This window comes from Paraclostridium dentum, from assembly GCF_012922555.1.
GTDB lineage: Bacteria > Bacillota > Clostridia > Peptostreptococcales > Peptostreptococcaceae > Paraclostridium > Paraclostridium dentum.
Map to the genome: position 1 here is coordinate 49,132 of NZ_WIPK01000008.1, position 17,860 is coordinate 66,991.

The window sequence follows — 17,860 nt, forward strand, 5'->3', positions numbered from 1 at the left end:
ATTATTTATAATCTTGTGACGATATTAAAAAATAAGGAGGAATGTGTATGGAAAATGTATTAGAACAAATACTTGAAGACAACAGAAAATATACAAATTATGGACATGTAGCAACTTATATACCAGAATTAAAAAATGCAAGACAAGATGATTTAGGTATATGCATGATTGATATGAATAATGAAATTCATACGGCTGGAAATTTTGACAAAAAGTTCACAATTCAGAGCATATCTAAGCCTATAATATTAGCTTTAGTGCTTAGTGAAAATGACTGGGAGCATGTATTTTCTAAAGTTGGTATGGAGCCTAGTGGAGACCCATTTAACTCTATTATGAAATTAGAAACGAAAGAATGTAAGAAGCCTTGTAACCCTATGATAAATGCAGGAGCTATAGTTACAACTTCCATGATAAAAGGGAAAGACCTTAAAGAAAAAGAAGAAAAAATGTTAAACTTTTTTAAAACACTAGCTAAAAATGATAATTTGAAAATAAATTATGATATATATGAATCGGAGAAATTAACAGGAGATAGAAATAGAGCTATGGCTTATCTTTTGAAAAATGATGGGTTTATAGATGGCGATGTAGAAGAAGTTTTAGACTTATACTTCAAACAATGCTCTATAGAAATTGATTGTATAGATTTAGCTAGAATAGGAGTTAACCTAGCATCTTATGGAGTGGATGTTGAAACGGGAGAAAGACTTATAGATGAAAGAATATCGCGTATAGTTAAGACGTTTATGGTAACGTGTGGAATGTATGACGCATCTGGAGAATTTGCAATAAAAGTTGGAATTCCTGCAAAATCAGGTGTTGGAGGTGGTATATTAGCTTCAGTTCCTAAAAAGATGGGAATTGGAATATATGGACCTGCCCTTGATAAAAAAGGTAATAGTATTGCGGGTATAAAGATATTAGAATCTTTAAGTGAACAGTATAAAATAAATATATTCTAAAATAGAGAATTTTTTGACAATTACTACTTGATAATATATAATTATTTATATAATTAAATATTTTTATGGGTGGTGGGGGAATGAAAGAAGTTTTAGTACTAAGAGATTTAGAGTGCATAAAAGCAATTGCACATCCAAGAAGAATAGATATCTTAAATGCGTTTAAATCAATTCCGTTGTCAGCAAAACAATTATCTCAATTACTAGATGAACCGCATGCAAAAATAAATTACCACATAAAGACTTTGTATAAGGTTGGCGTATTAGATTTAGTAGAAGAGAAGGTTAAATCTGGAATTGTTGAAAAGTATTATTATCCTACAGCTAAGCATATTGTTATAGGGAAGAATGCTTTAAATTTTAACAGTAATACAGAAGATAAAGATATAGGGGATATATGCATATCGAAGTTTGAGAATATGAGTAACTTATTTTATAAAGCTATAGAGGAAAATGATATAGATAGTGAGTACATAGCTAATTATAATCAAGTTTGCTTAAGTAAAAGTGAAATAAAAGAGTTATCCAATACAATAGAAGAAAAAATTAATGAAATTGTATTAAATAGAAAACATAATGAAGCTGAGATGAAATACGACTTAGCATTGATAACGATACCATTAGAAGAAAAATGTAAAGCATAAAGTATCAACAAAATTTGTTGATACTTATTTTTTTGGGTATATTATAAACGAATATAAAATTTAGGAGGGAACATAGTGATAGTAATAGGACCACATATTTCGATAGCAAAAGGTTTTGCAAAAGCTGCAGAAACAGCTGTAAGTATAGGAGCAAATACATTCCAATTTTTTAGTAGAAATCCAAGAGGTGGCAATGCTAAATCTTTTGATGAAAAAGATATAATGAAATTTCAACAAATAAGAAAAGACAATAAATTTGGCCCACTATTAGCACATGCTCCATATACAATGAACTTAGCTGGTGCAAAGGAAGAAGTTTATGAATTTGGAAGAATAGTTATAAAAGAAGACATTCAAAGAATGGATTCTTTAGGGATTGAATATATGTGTTTTCATCCAGGTAGCCATGTTGGGTCAGGAGTAGATACAGGTATAGATAAAATAGCTAATGCGCTTAATGAAGCTATAACTGGAAATGAAAATATAATGGTACTACTTGAAACGATGTCTGGAAAGGGAACTGAAATAGGGTTTAATTTTGACCAGGTAAAGGCTATAATCGATAAGGTTGATCATAATGAAAGGCTAGGCGTATGTTTAGATACTTGTCATGTATTTTCAGCTGGATATGATATTGTTAATGATTTAGATTCGGTTTTAGATGATTTTGATAATATTATAGGTTTAGATAAATTAAAGGCAGTCCACCTTAATGATAGCATGATGCCTTTTGGAGCGAAAAAAGATAGACATGCTTGTATTGGAGAAGGTGAGATAGGATTAGATGCAATAATAAGATTTATTACTCATCCTAAGTTAAAACATTTACCGTTTTTCTTAGAAACTCCATTAGAAGATGAGGGTCATAAAAGAGAAATTGAAATGATAAAAGATATTATAAAACAAATACAATAAAATAATATATAATATAAAAATAAGAGACGATATTTAGAAAGTATCGTCTTAATTTATAAAAATGGAAATTAATTGTTTAGGCAAATCAAAAAAATGAAATAAAATTGGGGGATGATTTATGAGAAAATTAGGAAGCACTAATATTGAATTAAATAGAGTTGGGTTTGGAGGGATTCCAATACAAAGAATAACTCAAGAAGATACAAATTTAGTTATAAATGAGCTTATAAATCAAGGAATAAACTTTATAGATTCAGCAAGAGGATATACTATAAGTGAAGAGTACATAGGGAATGCAATTGAAGGTAAAAGGGATAAATTTATATTAGCTACTAAAAGTATGTCTAGAAGCTATGATGATATGATAAGAGATGTAAATATAAGTTTAAATAATTTTAAAACTGAATATATAGATTTATATCAGCTTCATAATTTAAAGCCAACTGAATATGATGGAATATTTGATGATGATATGGCTTATGCAGCTCTTTTAAAATGTAAAGAAGAAGGAAAAATAAAGCATATAGGAATAACGAGCCACAGTATAGATACAATAAAAAAAGCAGTAAATAGTGGTAAGTTTGATACAATTCAATTTCCATATAATATAGTAGAAGATCAAGCTGATGAAATATTTAAAGAAGCTAATAAAAATGGGATAGGGATAATAGTAATGAAGCCTCTTGCTGGAGGAGCTATTGACAATGCAAAATTAGCTATAAAATATATATTATCTAAAGACTATATAGATGTAGTTATCCCAGGTATGGATAGTGTAAATCAAGTTATTGAAAATACATCAGTCTTAAATAATCTTAATATAACTGATGAAGAAAATTTAGAGATAAAAGATATTATAGACAAATTAGGGAATAGATTTTGTAGACGTTGCGAATACTGTATGCCTTGCCCTGTAGGGATAAATATACCTATGAATTTTTTACTTGAAGGATATTATAGTAGATACAACTTAAAAGAGTGGTCAAAAGATAGATATAAAAGTTTAGATGTAAATGCTTTCAATTGTATAGAATGTGGGGAGTGCGAAAGTAAGTGCCCCTATGAATTACCTATTAGAGAAATGCTAAAAGATGTATCAAATGTTTTAGGGTAAAAAAATCCCCCTATAAAGGGGGATTTGCTATTTCTTAGTAATAGTATAATCAACTTTGTACTCAGCCAAAGGATATAACTCTATTTCTACTCTTGGGTTTTCCTTATCTATAAAATCAAACAAAAGAACTGGCTTTAACTGTTTATCATTTTTTATAATACCGCTTTTTTCTATTCCATCACATATACTTTTAGGATAGTTATGTAAATCGCCCATTTTTTTATTTGGAAAATATAGTTTCAACACAGTTATAAGGTCCTCTTCTATACAAGGGCCATCGTATTGTGTATTTATATATCCAGCAATCATATTTTCATATGCTAAGTACTTAGAGTGTTTGCCTTTAGAGGGCATCCAAGATTGACCGTGAATATTGTGAAGTTTAAAATTGGATTTACTTATTGGTCTACCTGGAATTGTCAACTTTATCATATATACCACATCCTTTATACCTTAGTTATTATAAATGTAAATAGAAATTAATGAAAGGGAAATTTATGAATAAGAATAAATTAAAAGAATTTTGTAAAAGTATAGGAATTAATTGTGTAGGAATAGCAGGAGTTGGACCTTATCACGACTTAGAAAATATTATAAAAGATAGAACAAAAAAAGATTTTATAACAGGAATGGAAGAAACATCTATTGAGAAAAGAATTAATCCGAGAGTTAGCATGGAAAATGCAGAGAGTATAATCGTATGTGCTTTCCCGTACTTCGTTGAAGATGTAGTAGATTCTAATTTATCAAAGTATTGTTATGGAATGGATTATCATATAGTTGTGAAAGAGAAATTACAACAAATTGCAGATTATATAGATAGTGAAATTGAAGGGTTTCAATATATGATATTTGCAGATAATGGACCATTAGTGGATAGATATTTAGCAAGTGTAAGTGGAATAGGGTATTATGGAATAAATAACAATATAATAACTGATGAGTATGGTTCTTTTGTGTTTATAGGATACATAATAAATAACTATTATTTTGAACCAGATAAAAGAAGTGAAAAATCGTGTGCTAAATGTGGAAGATGTATAACATCTTGTCCTGGAAAAGCTATATTAGGTGATTTTGAAATGAATCCTAAAAAATGTTTATCATATATAACTCAGAAAAAAGAAGATTTAAGTGAAGATGAAAAAATTGCATTGAAAAATAATAAAAAAATATTTGGATGTGATATATGCCAAGATGTATGCCCACACAACATAAGTATTTTAAAAACAAATATTAAAGAATTTAAAGAAGAATTGATATACAATTTAAAAGAAGAAGAAATAAATAATATATCAAACAAAGAATTTAGAAGAAGATATAAAGAAAAAGCTTTTAGTTGGAGAGGTAAAAAGATAATACAAAGAAATATTGAAATACTAGAAAGAGAAAACTTTTAACTTGTACAGTTAGAAGTTTTTTATTTTTTTACTTAACATTTAGTAGATAGAAACATATTATATAAAAAGGAATTTTAAAGGGGGATGGATATGGCTAGATATGCTAACACCTCTCAACTAGAGGGCTTAAATGAGATAATAGGGCAAGAAAATGCAACAAAAGCTATGGAGCTTGGACTTAAAATAGATAATCCTGCATATAACATCTTTGTAGCTGGGGATAGTGGGACAGGGAAAACTACTTATGTACTTAGTGCTTTAAAAATGCATGCAGAAAATAAAAATGACCATAAAGACTGGTGCTATGTATATAACTTTGAAAATAGCAGAGAGCCTATAGCTATTGCACTAGATAAAGGTATGGGTAAATTATTTAAGAAAGATATGGAAAAGTTAATAGAAAGTTTATTGGATGAACTGAAGGATGCATTTGAAAGTGAAGAATTTGAAATAAGTAAAAATGAGTTATTAGATGATTTTGAAATTGAAAAAGAAAACTTACTACAAAAAATTAAGAAATATGGAGAAGAAAAAGGCTTTAAATTAAAAAATAGTAAGGTAGGTATGATTTTTACTCCACAAGATGAAGATGTAGATACAACTTCTGAAGAGTTTTATAAAGTTAAAAAGGAATTAGAAAATGCAGCTATACAAATTGCATATAAAATTAAAGATATAGAAGAAGATGCAAAAGAAGCTCTTTTAGATTTAGAATATGAAGTAGGAAAATATATAGTAGATCCTCATATAGATAGTTTGATTGAAAGATATGGAGACTTTGAAAAAGTAAGAAAGTATTTAGATGATACTAAAAATGATATTTTAGAATATGTGTACTTATTCTATATGGATGAAGAAGATTTGAAAGAAAAGTACGATAAAGAGCACTTTACAAGATATAAAGTAAATTTATTGGTAGATAATGGATTAGATAGATGTGGGGCACCTGTGGTTGTAGAAATAAATCCAAGTCCAGCAAACTTATTTGGAAAGGCAGAATATGAGTACTATAATGGTACTGTAAAAACAGACTTTACTAAGTTGTTACCAGGAGCGGTTCATAAAGCTAATGGAGGGTATCTAGTACTATATGTAGATCAACTTCTGAGATACAATTTATCTTGGGATATACTTAAAAAAACAATACAACAAGGTGAGATAACCTTGGATACTCAAACAGCTATAAAGCCAGAAAAAATCCCTGTTAATATAAAAGTAGTACTTATAGGTAATAACCATATGTATAATTTGCTATATAGCTATGATCCTGAATTTAATAAATATTTTAAAATATTTGTAGACTTTGATAATGAAATGAAAAAAAATGATTATAATGAAAATCGATTGGCTAATTTTATAGCTTCATATTGCAACAATAATAATCTAAATCACTTTACTTATGAAGGTGTAGAGCAAGTTGTTAGATATAGTACTAGGATAACTGGTGATAGAGAAAAACTATCAACTAAATTTAATAAAATTGTAGAGATTTTAGTAGAAGGAGATGCTTATTCAAAAATAAGAGGATCTAAATATGTAGATAAAGAAGATGTATTAAAAGCTATTAAAGAGAGAAGAGAAAGATTTAGTAAAATAGAAAAGAAAATGGATGAATCTATAGAAAATGGATTTACATTGATATCAACAACTGGATCTAAAGTTGGGGTTATAAATGGATTATCTGTTTTAAATATGGGTGAGTACTCATTTGGAAGACCTTGTAGAATAACTGTTACTACTGCACCTGGAAGCTCTGGAATTGTAAATATAGAAAGAGAAGTTGAAATGAGTGGACCTATACACAGCAAGGGTGTTCTTATATTAAATGGATTTTTACTAGAAAATTTAGCACAAGAATTTCCTTTATCACTTAATGCAAATATATGTTTTGAACAAAATTATGGTGGTGTAGATGGAGACAGTGCATCTGGAGCGGAGCTTTATGCAATGTTATCATCATTAAGTGGTGTTCCTATAAAACAAAATATTGGAGCAACTGGTTCTATAAATCAAAAAGGAGATATACAAGTTGTAGGCGGAGTTACTGAAAAAGTAGAAGGATTTTATTATGCATGTAAGAAAAAAGGTCTAACAGGAAGCGAAGGTGTAATATTACCAAGAAATAACCTTAGAAACCTAGTTCTTGTTGAAGAAGTAAGAAATGCTATAAGTGAAGGCAGATTCCATATATATCCTGTAGATAGAATTGAAGAGGCTATAGAAATATTGACAGATAAAACTTTTGAAGAAGTTAAAAGCTTATCTATTGAAAAATTAAAAAAATATAGTGAATTAGAGAAATAAAAAACAAAGGAACTGCATTTTTACTGCAGTTCCTTTATTTTGGATAAATAACAAAATATTACAAGACAATAAATATAATTATAGTATATATATTGTTTTGTTTTGATAAATAATATAAGTAAATAGATAGAAAACTTAACAAGTATAATTTTATATATGTTTAAATTGTGTTTAAAATTGTTATATATTATATATGTAAAATTACAACAAGGGGGAATTAAAAATGGCAAAAGCAAAAAAGAAAAATAGAGAAAATATAAAAAAAATATTAGATATATTAGAAGAAACATATCCAAATGCAGAGTGTGAATTAAATTATACAACTCCATTTGAACTTCTAATTGCAACTATATTATCCGCTCAATGCACTGATGTTAGGGTTAATAAAGTTACAGCTGAATTGTTTAAAAAGTATAATACAGCTGAAGAATTTGCTAAACTTAACACATTTGAAATTAGTGAGGAAATAAAAAGTTGTGGGCTATATAAAAGCAAAGCTCAAAAAATAAAAGAAACATCAGTATTGCTTTGTTCTAACTATGGAGGTAAAGTCCCTGACAATATGGAAGAATTGACAAAACTTCCTGGAGTGGGAAGGAAAACTGCAAATGTAGTATTAAGTAATGCTTTTGGAGTTGATGCAATTGCTGTAGATACTCATGTATTTAGAGTATCTAATAGAATTGGGTTGGTAAAAACTGATACTCCTGAAAAAACAGAATTTGAACTTATGAAAGTTTTACCGAAAAAAAGATGGTCAAAAGCACATCATTTAATAATTTTTCATGGAAGGAGAATTTGTAAGGCAAGAAAACCAGAATGTAATATATGCCCATTAGTTGAATACTGTGACTATTATAAAGAAGGGAATGACTAAAATTGAAGAGACGGAAAATATTTTTCTTAGTAACATTAGTTATGCTATATTGTTTTGGATTGACGTATAAATCTTATTGTATGAGCAAAGAAAGCAAAATCTATAAAAATATATATATTGAAAATATTGATGTCTCGGGACTGACAGAAAGTGATGCGATAAAAAAACTAAATAATTCGCTATATAAGCAAGATTCTATAGAATTATTTTATGGAGATAAAAAATATAATCTATCTTTAAAAGAAATTAATTTTAAATTTAAAGTAGAGGATGCTGTAAATACAGCTATTAACGTAGGTAGAGATAGTGACTTTTTTAATAATATAAAAACAAAATTTAATTTAAGCATAGGTAAAAGCGTAAAGTTAAATGTTGATACTGAATATGATAAAGAAAAATTAAATGAATATATCAACAATTTGTCCAAAGAAATAGATATTACGCCAGTTGATTCTACTATAACCGTAGAAAATAACAATTTTAATATTAGTAAAGAGGTATATGGAGTTAATTTAAATAAGGAAGCTTTATTTAGTGAAATTGATAAAAATATAAAAAATAAAAAATTTGAAAATATTAATATATATACAGAAACGATAAATCCAAAATATACCTATGAAAAGTTAGCAAATATAAATACATTATTAGGTCAATATGAAACAAAATTTAACTCGAAAAATCAAAATAGAGTTAGTAATATAAAATTAGCTATAAATAAAATAAATAATGTATTAATAGACTATAATGAAGAGTTTTCATTTAATAATATTATAGGTAAAAGAAGCACAGAACAAGGATTTAAGAGCGCACCTATAATAGTAAATGGAGAAATGCAATTAGGAATGGGTGGAGGAATATGTCAGGTATCTAGTACTGTATATAATGCAGCACTATACTCAGGACTTGAAATCGTACAAGCTAGAAATCATAGTATACCTAGTGGTTATATAGAAAAAGGAAGAGATGCTACTGTATCTTATGGAAATATTGATTTAGTATTTAAAAATAATTATAAAAGTCCTATTCTAATAAAAAATGAAGTAAAAGATAACAAAATAATAACTACAATATATGGAAATGAAAATGATAAAAAAATAGTAGATATAAGAACTGATATATCAGGAATTATAAAGCCTAAAATTATAGAAAAAGAAAGTAAATCTTTATATGAAGGAGAAACTAAAATAGAAATCAAAGGCAGAAATGGATATAAAGTAAAAACATACAGGGTTTATAAGAATGAAGAGGGCTCTTCTATAAATGAAGAATTAATTAATGAAAGCTATTATCCTCCTAAAAATAAGGTCTTAATAAAGGGAACAAAGAAAAAGGTTGATACAACCAAAAATTTAAACTCTGAAATAATATAAATCTCCTAATATAAGGGGATTTATATTATTTTATTTTTTTATAAGTTTTTAGAAATGAAAACTTTTGATATAATTAGACTTATAAAATGTTAAGGAGGATTAAGTATGTCTTTAAATATCGTACTGGTAGAACCTGAAATACCACAAAACACAGGAAATATAATAAGAAGTTGTGCTGCAACTGGGACAACTCTGCACTTAGTTAGACCTTTAGGATTTTGCATGGATGATAAATACCTAAAAAGAGCAGGTTTAGATTATTGGGATTTAGTTGAGATAAAATATTATGACAGTTTCGATGAGGTAAGAGAACAAAATCCAGATGCTAAATTCTTTTATTCAACAACTAAAGCTAAACAAACACATTCAGATGTAAAATATGAAGAAAATTCATTTATAGTATTTGGAAAAGAAACTAAAGGATTGCCTGAAAGCTTAATAATGGATAATTTAGAAACTGCAATAAGAATACCTATGGTTGATATAGAAAAAGCTAGATCTTTAAATTTATCAAATTCTGTGGCTATAGTATTATTTGAAGCGTTAAGACAAATAGGGTATCCTAATTTAAGATAAAGTGTATACTATATACTAAAAAATAAGCTCAAAAAGAAGGTAAGAAATCTTATTATGATTATGATAAAGATTTCCTATCTTCTTATTTTTTTAAATTGTATACACTAAATATTAAAAAAAGTGAATAAAATTGAAATTAAATGTAGAAAATATTTTTCATATAGTGTAAAATTTATGGTAAGAAATTATAAGAAAGATGTTCATAGGAGGTAATTATGAAACTTAAAAAGTTATTGTCTATAGGTCTTGTTACTGTTTTAGCAGGATCGATGTTAGTAGGATGCAGTCCTTCTAAAGATTCAAAAGACAGCAATTCAGGTGGGGATGACAAAGTAAAAGTAACTATGATAACTGACGTTGGTGGAGTAAATGACCAATCTTTTAACCAAAGTGCATGGGAAGGTTTAGAAAAAGCTAAGAAGGACTTAGGAGTAGATGTTAAGTACATAGAGTCTAAGCAAGAATCAGATTACGCTAACAATATAGAAACAGCAATAGATGATGGAGCTAACTTAGTAATAGGTGTTGGATTTAAGATGGAAAAGGCTATAGGTGATGCTTCAAAGTCTTATCCAGACCAAAAATTTGCATTAATAGATGCTGATTTCGGTGGCAAACCACCTAAAAATGTAGAAAGTATAATGTTTAAAGCAGAAGAATCATCATACTTAGTAGGATTAGTAGCAGGTAAACTTACAGAAACTAATAAAGTAGGATTTGTTGGAGGAATGGAAGGTCCAGTAATTGAAACTTTCCAAGCTGGATTTACAGCAGGAGTTAAAGCTGCAAAACCAGATGCTGAAGTAATATCTCAATATGCAAACAGTTTTGCTGATCCAGCAAAAGGTAAATCTATAACTAATCAAATGATATCTAATGGTGTAGATATAATATTCCATGCATCAGGAGATACTGGTAATGGGGTTATAGAAGCAGCTAAAGAAGCTGGTAAAAAAGCTATAGGTGTTGATAGAGACCAAAATAGTGTTGCTCCAGAAACTGTTATAACTTCAGCTATAAAGAGAGTTGATGTTGGAGTTTACGATACTGTTAAAAACTTAGTTGATGGCAAGTTTAATGGTGGAAAAGTAACTGTTTATGGATTAAATGAAAATGGAGTTGGAGTAGCAGATACTACAAAAGAAGATGTATCTCCAGATGTATTAGAATTTGTTAACCAACAAGGGGATAAAATTAAGAGTGGAGAAATAAAAGTTCCATCTACAATGAAAGATGTAAAATAATTAAATTAATTTAATAAAAAAGACTAGCGAGGCTAGTCTTTTTTTTCATCCAAATTAACTATGATAAAAATTTAAATAAATTGTTTGAGGTAAATAAATATAAATTAGATTTAAAATGATTTTTTTATGAAGTAGGTTAAATTAAATGATTAAAAAAAATATTAAAAAATTTTATGAATAAAGAGGATTTATCAAAAAATAACATAAATATTTAGAATAACATAAAAAATAAATAATATGGCTATTTGTAAGAAATCTAATGTATTATAAGTGATAATTTAAATTGAAATTTTAAAAAATGTAAAATTAAATTATAAAAATGACAAAAAATAACAAAAAGTATGCATAATAAATAAAATATTACCTACTATTTGTTGAAATTAAATTGTTATAATACTTATTTTTTAGTATAATAAAATTGGCGATAAGTAAATAAGGAGGGTTATTATAAACTATGATTAATAGCAATGTAGACCACAGTCTAAAAGTTGTAGAAATGAAAAGTATAACTAAAAAGTTTGGAAATTTCACAGCTAACGATAATATAAATTTGACTGTACATAAAGGTGAGGTACATGCTTTATTAGGTGAAAATGGAGCAGGAAAGTCAACATTAATGAATATTCTTTATGGGCTATACCATCCGACTTCAGGTGAGATATTTATAAAAGGGGAAAACGTTAGAATGGAAAACCCTAATGTAGCGATATCTCATGGAATAGGTATGGTTCACCAACATTTCATGTTAGTACAGCCATTTACAGTTGCTCAGAATATAATACTAGGTACAGAACCTACAAAAGGTATCGGAGCAATAGACATGAAAAAAGCGATAGAAGATGTTAGTGATCTATCAAAAAAATATGGATTACATGTAGATCCTAATTCAAAAGTAGAAGATATAAGTGTGGGGATGCAACAAAGAGTTGAGATACTGAAAGCTTTATACAGAGGTGCAGATATACTAATATTAGATGAACCTACTGCAGTTTTAACTCCACAAGAAATAAATGAGCTTATGAATATTATAAAGAACTTAACTAAGCAAGGGAAATCAGTAATAATAATAACTCATAAATTAAAAGAAATAAAGGCAGCAGCAGATTACTGTACTATCATAAGAAGAGGTAAAGATATAGGAACGGTAAAGGTATGTGATACAACAGAAGATGAATTGGCGGCTATGATGGTAGGTAGAGAAGTAAGCTTTAAAGTTGATAAAGAAGATTCTAAAGTAGGAGATATAATACTTGAAGTTAAAAATATAAGTGCTAAAGATAATAGAAAAGTACAAGTATTAAATGATTTATCTTTAGAGGTAAGAGCGGGAGAAATTTTAGGAATAGCAGGTGTAGATGGAAATGGTCAATCTGAACTTGTTGAAATATTAACTGGGTTGAAAAAAGCAGATTCAGGAAGTGTAAAGGTTAATGGATCTGAACTTATAAATGAAAAGCCGATTAACATATTCAAAAAAGGTATAAAAAATATACCAGAGGATAGACATAAAAGAGGGCTTATACTAGATTTTACAGTTGCTGAAAATACAGTTTTACAAAGATATAAAGAAAAAAGATTCTCTGAAAATGGAGTTTTAAATAATAAAGAAATTGAAAAACATGCAAACGAAATAATAGAAGAATTTGATGTTAGACCAACTGATTTTACATTAAAGGCTAGATCTTTATCTGGAGGAAATCAACAAAAGGTCATAATTGGTAGAGAGGTTGACAACATAAGAGTAGATAGAGCTGCTACAGGACAACCTCAGGTATTAATAGCAACACAACCTACTAGAGGGTTAGATGTTGGGGCAATTGAATTTGTTCATAAGGCGATAGTTGAACAAAGAGATGCAGGCAATGCAGTTTTATTAGTATCTTTAGAACTTGATGAAGTTATGAATCTATCAGATAGAATAGCTGTAATTTATGAAGGAAAAATAGTTGGAATTGTTGATGCTAAGAATGCAGATGAAAATACTTTAGGATTTATGATGGCAGGAGGTGTAGATAATGAGTAATGATGTTAAGGCAAAAAAGAAAATTTCTTTTGCTAATAATACGATAGTATTTTCTATTATATCTATATTTTTAGGATTATTAGTAGGAGCAATAGCTTTAACTATAGCGGGATTTAATCCAATAGAAGCTTATTCAGTAATGATTGAAGGAATAATCGGTAAACCTAAGTATATAGCATGGACTATTATAAAGGCTACTCCGTTAATTTTAACAGGTTTATCAATAGCTTTTGCGTTTAAAACAGGATTATTCAATATAGGTGCAGAAGGTCAGTTTATTATAGGTGCTTTAGCAGCAACTATAGTAGGATATACAGTTCATTTACCAGCAATAATACATATACCTCTTACTTTAGCTGTAGCTGCACTAGCGGGAGCCTGTTGGGGAGGATTTGCAGGGTTTTTAAAATCAAAATTTGGAGTTAATGAAGTTATATCTACCATAATGTTAAACTGGATTGCGTTTTATCTGAATAATTATATGATAATGCAACCATGGTTAAGAGAAGGTAATAGTGAAGCATCTCATATGATAAATGAGAGTGCAAGCATAAGTATAGATTGGTTAACGGGACTAGTAGGACCAGCTACAAAGGCTAACTGGGGTATAATAATAGCCATTATATTAGTTTTAATAATAGCTTTTATATTATCTAAAACAACTTTAGGATACGAACTTAGAGGTGTTGGATACAATAAATTTGGAGCTGAATATGGAGGAATAAATATAAATTCATCTATATTTAAATCTATGGCTATAGCAGGTATGCTTGCAGCATTAGCAGGAGCAGTTCAAGTTATGGGTGTAGCACAAAATATAACAGTACTTGCAGCACCAGAAGGAAATGGATTTGATGGGATAGCTGTCGCACTTATTGCTAACAGTAATCCTATAGGTGTAATTTTCTCAGGATTATTATTTGGAGCTCTTAAGTATGGTGGAACAAAAATGCAAACTATACAAGCTCCATCAGAAGTAATAAACATTGTTATAGGGTCTATTGTGTACTTTATAGCACTAAGTAGTGTAATAAGAATGTTATTTATCAAATATAAGAATAAAAAGAAACAAGGGGGACTTGAATAATGGAAGATTTAGCTTTAATTTTAAGTACGACTTTAATGTACTCTACGCCCCTTATATTTACAGCATTAGGTGGAGTATTATCAGAGAATTCAGGTATAGTTAATATAGGATTAGAAGGTATGATGACTATAGGTGCTTTCGCAGGGGCAGCAGCAGGTTATTTAGTAGGTAATCCATGGATAGCATTTTTAATAGGTGGATTAGCAGGTGGTTTATTTGCATTAATACATGCTATTGCAACTGTAAGCTTTAATGCAGATCATACTATATCAGGTGTTGCTATAAATTTACTTGCACCTGGAGTAGCATTATTTTCTTCGAAAATATTATTTGATGGAGCAACTATGACTCCAACTATAGCTATGGAAGATAAAATACCAAGACCTTTAAATGGTTTATTTGCAGAAGGTAGTATATTAAACACAGTTTTTAACACTTATGCAACAGTATTTATAGCATTTATACTTGTAGCTGTAGTGTGGTATGTTTTATATAAAACAAAGTTAGGACTTAGAATAAGATCTGTTGGAGAACATCCAGGAGCAGCAGATACTTTAGGTATTAATGTAAATCGCGTTAGATATATTGCGGTAATTTCATCTGGTATATTAGCTGGTTTGGGAGGAGCATCTATGAGCTTAGCTATTGTTTCTTCGTTTAGACCAACATTGATCTCTGGACAAGGATATATAGCTATGGCGGCTGTTATATTCGGTAAGTGGAAGCCACAAGGAGCTATGGCAGCTTGTTTACTATTTGGTTTCTCAACTGCTCTATCTGTATTCTTTGGGAACCCAGAACTTCCATTTAGAATAAATGAGAATTTATTATCTATGATACCATATGTAATAACATTAGTGGTGTTAGTGTTATTTATAAAATCTTCTAAAGCTCCGGCAGCATTAGGAAATCCATATAAAAAAGGTGAAAGATAAAAAAGATGATAGCATTGCTATCATCTTTTTTTATGTCTAAAATAAATATAAAAAAATTATTATTAGTCTATTAAAAATGAAAATAAGTATATAAAATATTAGTTGCATTATAAAAGTAAAATCGATATAGAAGGAACGGTGAAATGAAAGCAGTACATAGTAGACAATCTTTTGTAATTGATGGGGATTTATGTCTAGCGTTGGTAGATAAAAGAATTACTTGCGATATAGAACTAGAATTAAAAAGAAGAAAAATACAAATAATAAAAACTATAGAATGTAAAGAATGTTATGAGGCTATAAAATATCATCCAGATATATGTGTATGCAATTTAGGTGAAGGAAATATAGTTGTAGCGCCAAATGTATATGAGTTTTATTCAGAAATATTAATCCCATTAGGATTTAATGTAATTAAAGGAAGTCGCTATATAGAAAAAAAATATCCTAACAATATTCAATATAATGTAACTATGATGGGAAGATTTGCAATACATAATTTTAATTATACAGATGAAAAAATTTTAGACTACATAAACAAAAAAAATCTTATAAAGATAAATGTAAAACAGGGATATTCTAAATGCTCAATTTGTATAGTTGATGAAAATTCAATTATAACTTCTGATAAAGGTATATATAAATCTGTAAAACAATATGGTATAGATTGCCTTCTTATAAGGCCTGGAAATATAAATTTATTTCAATTAGATTATGGATTTATAGGTGGATGTACAGGGTTTATAAGTAAAAATGAAATAGCTTTTTTAGGAGATGTAAAAAAACATCCAGATTATGAACTTATAAAAAAATTTATAAAATCAAAAAATAAGGAAATAGTAAGTTTAAGCAAAGAACAATTATTAGATTTAGGTTCTATAATTCCTTTGATGACTAGAAAGGAGTGATGACTATGGACAACAAAGAGATTTATCTGAGCTTATTGCCTAAATATGAATTAGCTGTAAATCAATTTGTAAAACAAACTAAGTTTAGCAATATTATAAATTACAATGATGATGTTATAGAAATAAAAATAAGCACGAAGGATAGAACGGATGAAACAGTTCTAGAGATATCAAGAGAGATAACCGATATTTTGATGCAAGTAATAAAAGAGGTTATATTGAAGGAATATATACAAAAATCATATGGAGATAAGTATAATCAGGCAATAGAAAAAATATATTTAAAATCATTAGAAGTATTTAAAAGTAAAGACTTATTATTAAGAGAAATAATATTTTGTAGAATGAATAATTACATATTAAATAATGACCATATAGATGTGGATGGTTTTGTAAAGTTTAGAATGAAAGAACTAATGGGATATATAGCTAATATCTGTGAAGATGCACTAGAAGAATATTTAATAGAGAAAGACTATGACGAATTTATTAGTGTATTAAGATATTTTATAAATGTACAAGAAACTAAAATTGACACATTGAAAGTATACATAAGGAAAGATAACTCGTTTATATTATATGATAAAAATGACAACATAATAGAAAATGAAAATGATGAAGAGTTAATAAATATGTTTATAAAAGAAAATTTAAACTATGAAGATTTCTTAATTAGTACATTGCTTTCTTTGTGCCCAAATCATATAATTATATACGATTCTTTACAAACTAACTCATCTAGAGAAATTATAGATACTATAAAAGCGATATTTGAAGAAAAGGTAGAAGAAAAAAATAAATCTTAAAATTTAAAAAATGTATTGAAAAAAAATCATTAAAGTATAAAATATATATTGTTTCTAATTAAAATAATAAGGAGATTTGAGATGAACAATATATATATAATTTTGATAATGGCAATTATTGGAGGTATTATCGGATATGTAACGAATAAATTAGCTATAAAGCTTATATTTAGGCCTATAAATCCTATAAAAATACCTCTTACAAATTTTGAAATAATAGGGCTTATCCCAAAGCGAAGAAAAGAAATAGCTATAAAAATAGGAGAAGTTATCCAAGATGAGTTTGTATCTTTAGATGATATATTAGAAAATTTAATAACAGAAGAAGATAAAGTAAAAGCTACTGAATATATAAAGTCTAAAGTTAATTCTATAGTAGAGGAAAAAGCGACTCTTATACCTAGTTATATAAAATCTGTTATAAAAAACTATATAGAGGATATAATAGAAAAAGAAGTTAGTGCTTCTATTGATGAACTAGGAAGTGAAGTTGTATCAAAAGCGCATGAAAGAGTAAATATACAACAGATAGTAGAGGAAAAAGTTGATAGCTTAGATTTACTTGAATTAGAAGATATAATACTTAGTATAGCGAGCAATGAGTTAAAGCATATAGAATTATTGGGATTAATACTAGGTTTTGTTATAGGAATAATACAAGGTATAATAACAATTTTTATATAAATTTTATG

17 protein-coding genes are annotated in these 17,860 nt (G+C 28.2%); 16 read left to right on the forward strand and 1 reads right to left on the reverse strand.

The window, feature by feature from the left end:
* Positions 1-47 precede the first annotated feature (47 nt).
* The 4 genes from glsA to GFJ41_RS12465 all read left to right on the forward strand — a co-directional run bounded on the left by glsA (position 48) and on the right by GFJ41_RS12465 (position 3,638).
* Positions 48-965 (forward strand): glutaminase A, encoded by a 918-nt coding sequence (gene glsA, locus GFJ41_RS12450; RefSeq protein ID WP_021431697.1) that lies wholly within the window; start codon positions 48-50, stop codon positions 963-965.
* An 80-nt stretch (positions 966-1,045) separates the two neighbouring features.
* Positions 1,046-1,609, forward strand: coding sequence for a winged helix-turn-helix domain-containing protein (locus tag GFJ41_RS12455; RefSeq protein ID WP_024619966.1), 564 nt, complete (start codon positions 1,046-1,048; stop codon positions 1,607-1,609).
* 75 nt (positions 1,610-1,684) lie between these two features.
* On the forward strand, positions 1,685-2,524 hold the full coding sequence (locus GFJ41_RS12460; RefSeq protein WP_170075475.1) for a deoxyribonuclease IV: 840 nt from the start codon (positions 1,685-1,687) through the stop codon (positions 2,522-2,524).
* A gap of 118 nt (positions 2,525-2,642) precedes the next feature.
* Positions 2,643-3,638 (forward strand): aldo/keto reductase, encoded by a 996-nt coding sequence (locus tag GFJ41_RS12465; RefSeq protein WP_170075476.1) that lies wholly within the window; start codon positions 2,643-2,645, stop codon positions 3,636-3,638.
* Positions 3,639-3,665: 27 nt separating this feature from the next.
* Here the strand turns inward: GFJ41_RS12465 and GFJ41_RS12470 are convergent, their stop codons facing one another.
* A complete protein-coding gene (locus GFJ41_RS12470; protein WP_035116953.1) occupies positions 3,666-4,070 on the reverse strand; it encodes a RusA family crossover junction endodeoxyribonuclease in 405 nt (134 codons plus the stop codon).
* Between the two features lie 65 nt (positions 4,071-4,135).
* Between GFJ41_RS12470 and queG the strand changes: the two genes are divergently transcribed.
* The 12 genes from queG to GFJ41_RS12530 all read left to right on the forward strand — a co-directional run bounded on the left by queG (position 4,136) and on the right by GFJ41_RS12530 (position 17,852).
* On the forward strand, positions 4,136-5,038 hold the full coding sequence (queG, locus tag GFJ41_RS12475; RefSeq protein ID WP_170075477.1) for a tRNA epoxyqueuosine(34) reductase QueG: 903 nt from the start codon (positions 4,136-4,138) through the stop codon (positions 5,036-5,038).
* A 90-nt stretch (positions 5,039-5,128) separates the two neighbouring features.
* A complete protein-coding gene (locus GFJ41_RS12480) occupies positions 5,129-7,342 on the forward strand; it encodes a Lon protease family protein (protein WP_170075478.1) in 2,214 nt (737 codons plus the stop codon).
* Positions 7,343-7,565: 223 nt separating this feature from the next.
* Positions 7,566-8,219, forward strand: coding sequence for an endonuclease III (gene nth / locus GFJ41_RS12485; RefSeq protein WP_035116946.1), 654 nt, complete (start codon positions 7,566-7,568; stop codon positions 8,217-8,219).
* 80 nt (positions 8,220-8,299) lie between these two features.
* Positions 8,300-9,589: a VanW family protein gene (locus tag GFJ41_RS12490; protein WP_170075479.1), complete on the forward strand. Its 1,290-nt coding sequence runs from the start codon at positions 8,300-8,302 to the stop codon at positions 9,587-9,589.
* Between the two features lie 105 nt (positions 9,590-9,694).
* Positions 9,695-10,165: a tRNA (uridine(34)/cytosine(34)/5-carboxymethylaminomethyluridine(34)-2'-O)-methyltransferase TrmL gene (gene trmL, locus GFJ41_RS12495; RefSeq protein WP_021431704.1), complete on the forward strand. Its 471-nt coding sequence runs from the start codon at positions 9,695-9,697 to the stop codon at positions 10,163-10,165.
* Between the two features lie 215 nt (positions 10,166-10,380).
* Positions 10,381-11,409: a BMP family lipoprotein gene (locus tag GFJ41_RS12500; RefSeq protein WP_035116944.1), complete on the forward strand. Its 1,029-nt coding sequence runs from the start codon at positions 10,381-10,383 to the stop codon at positions 11,407-11,409.
* Positions 11,410-11,863: 454 nt separating this feature from the next.
* Positions 11,864-13,432 (forward strand): ABC transporter ATP-binding protein, encoded by a 1,569-nt coding sequence (locus GFJ41_RS12505; protein WP_035116943.1) that lies wholly within the window; start codon positions 11,864-11,866, stop codon positions 13,430-13,432.
* Positions 13,425-14,519 (forward strand): ABC transporter permease, encoded by a 1,095-nt coding sequence (locus tag GFJ41_RS12510; protein ID WP_021428498.1) that lies wholly within the window; start codon positions 13,425-13,427, stop codon positions 14,517-14,519. The genes GFJ41_RS12505 and GFJ41_RS12510 overlap by 8 nt, the downstream gene beginning before the upstream one ends.
* Positions 14,519-15,454: an ABC transporter permease gene (locus GFJ41_RS12515; protein WP_035116942.1), complete on the forward strand. Its 936-nt coding sequence runs from the start codon at positions 14,519-14,521 to the stop codon at positions 15,452-15,454. Before GFJ41_RS12510 ends, GFJ41_RS12515 begins: the two co-directional genes overlap by 1 nt.
* 143 nt (positions 15,455-15,597) lie before the next feature.
* Positions 15,598-16,362 carry a DUF6873 family GME fold protein gene (locus tag GFJ41_RS12520; RefSeq protein ID WP_035116941.1) on the forward strand — a complete coding sequence of 255 codons (765 nt, stop codon included), beginning with the start codon at positions 15,598-15,600 and terminating at the stop codon, positions 16,360-16,362.
* A 5-nt stretch (positions 16,363-16,367) separates the two neighbouring features.
* Positions 16,368-17,168, forward strand: a complete 801-nt coding sequence (locus tag GFJ41_RS12525) for a putative sporulation protein YtxC (RefSeq protein ID WP_035116938.1) — start codon at positions 16,368-16,370, stop codon at positions 17,166-17,168.
* 81 nt (positions 17,169-17,249) lie between these two features.
* Positions 17,250-17,852 carry a DUF445 domain-containing protein gene (locus GFJ41_RS12530; RefSeq protein ID WP_035116936.1) on the forward strand — a complete coding sequence of 201 codons (603 nt, stop codon included), beginning with the start codon at positions 17,250-17,252 and terminating at the stop codon, positions 17,850-17,852.
* Positions 17,853-17,860 lie beyond the last annotated feature (8 nt).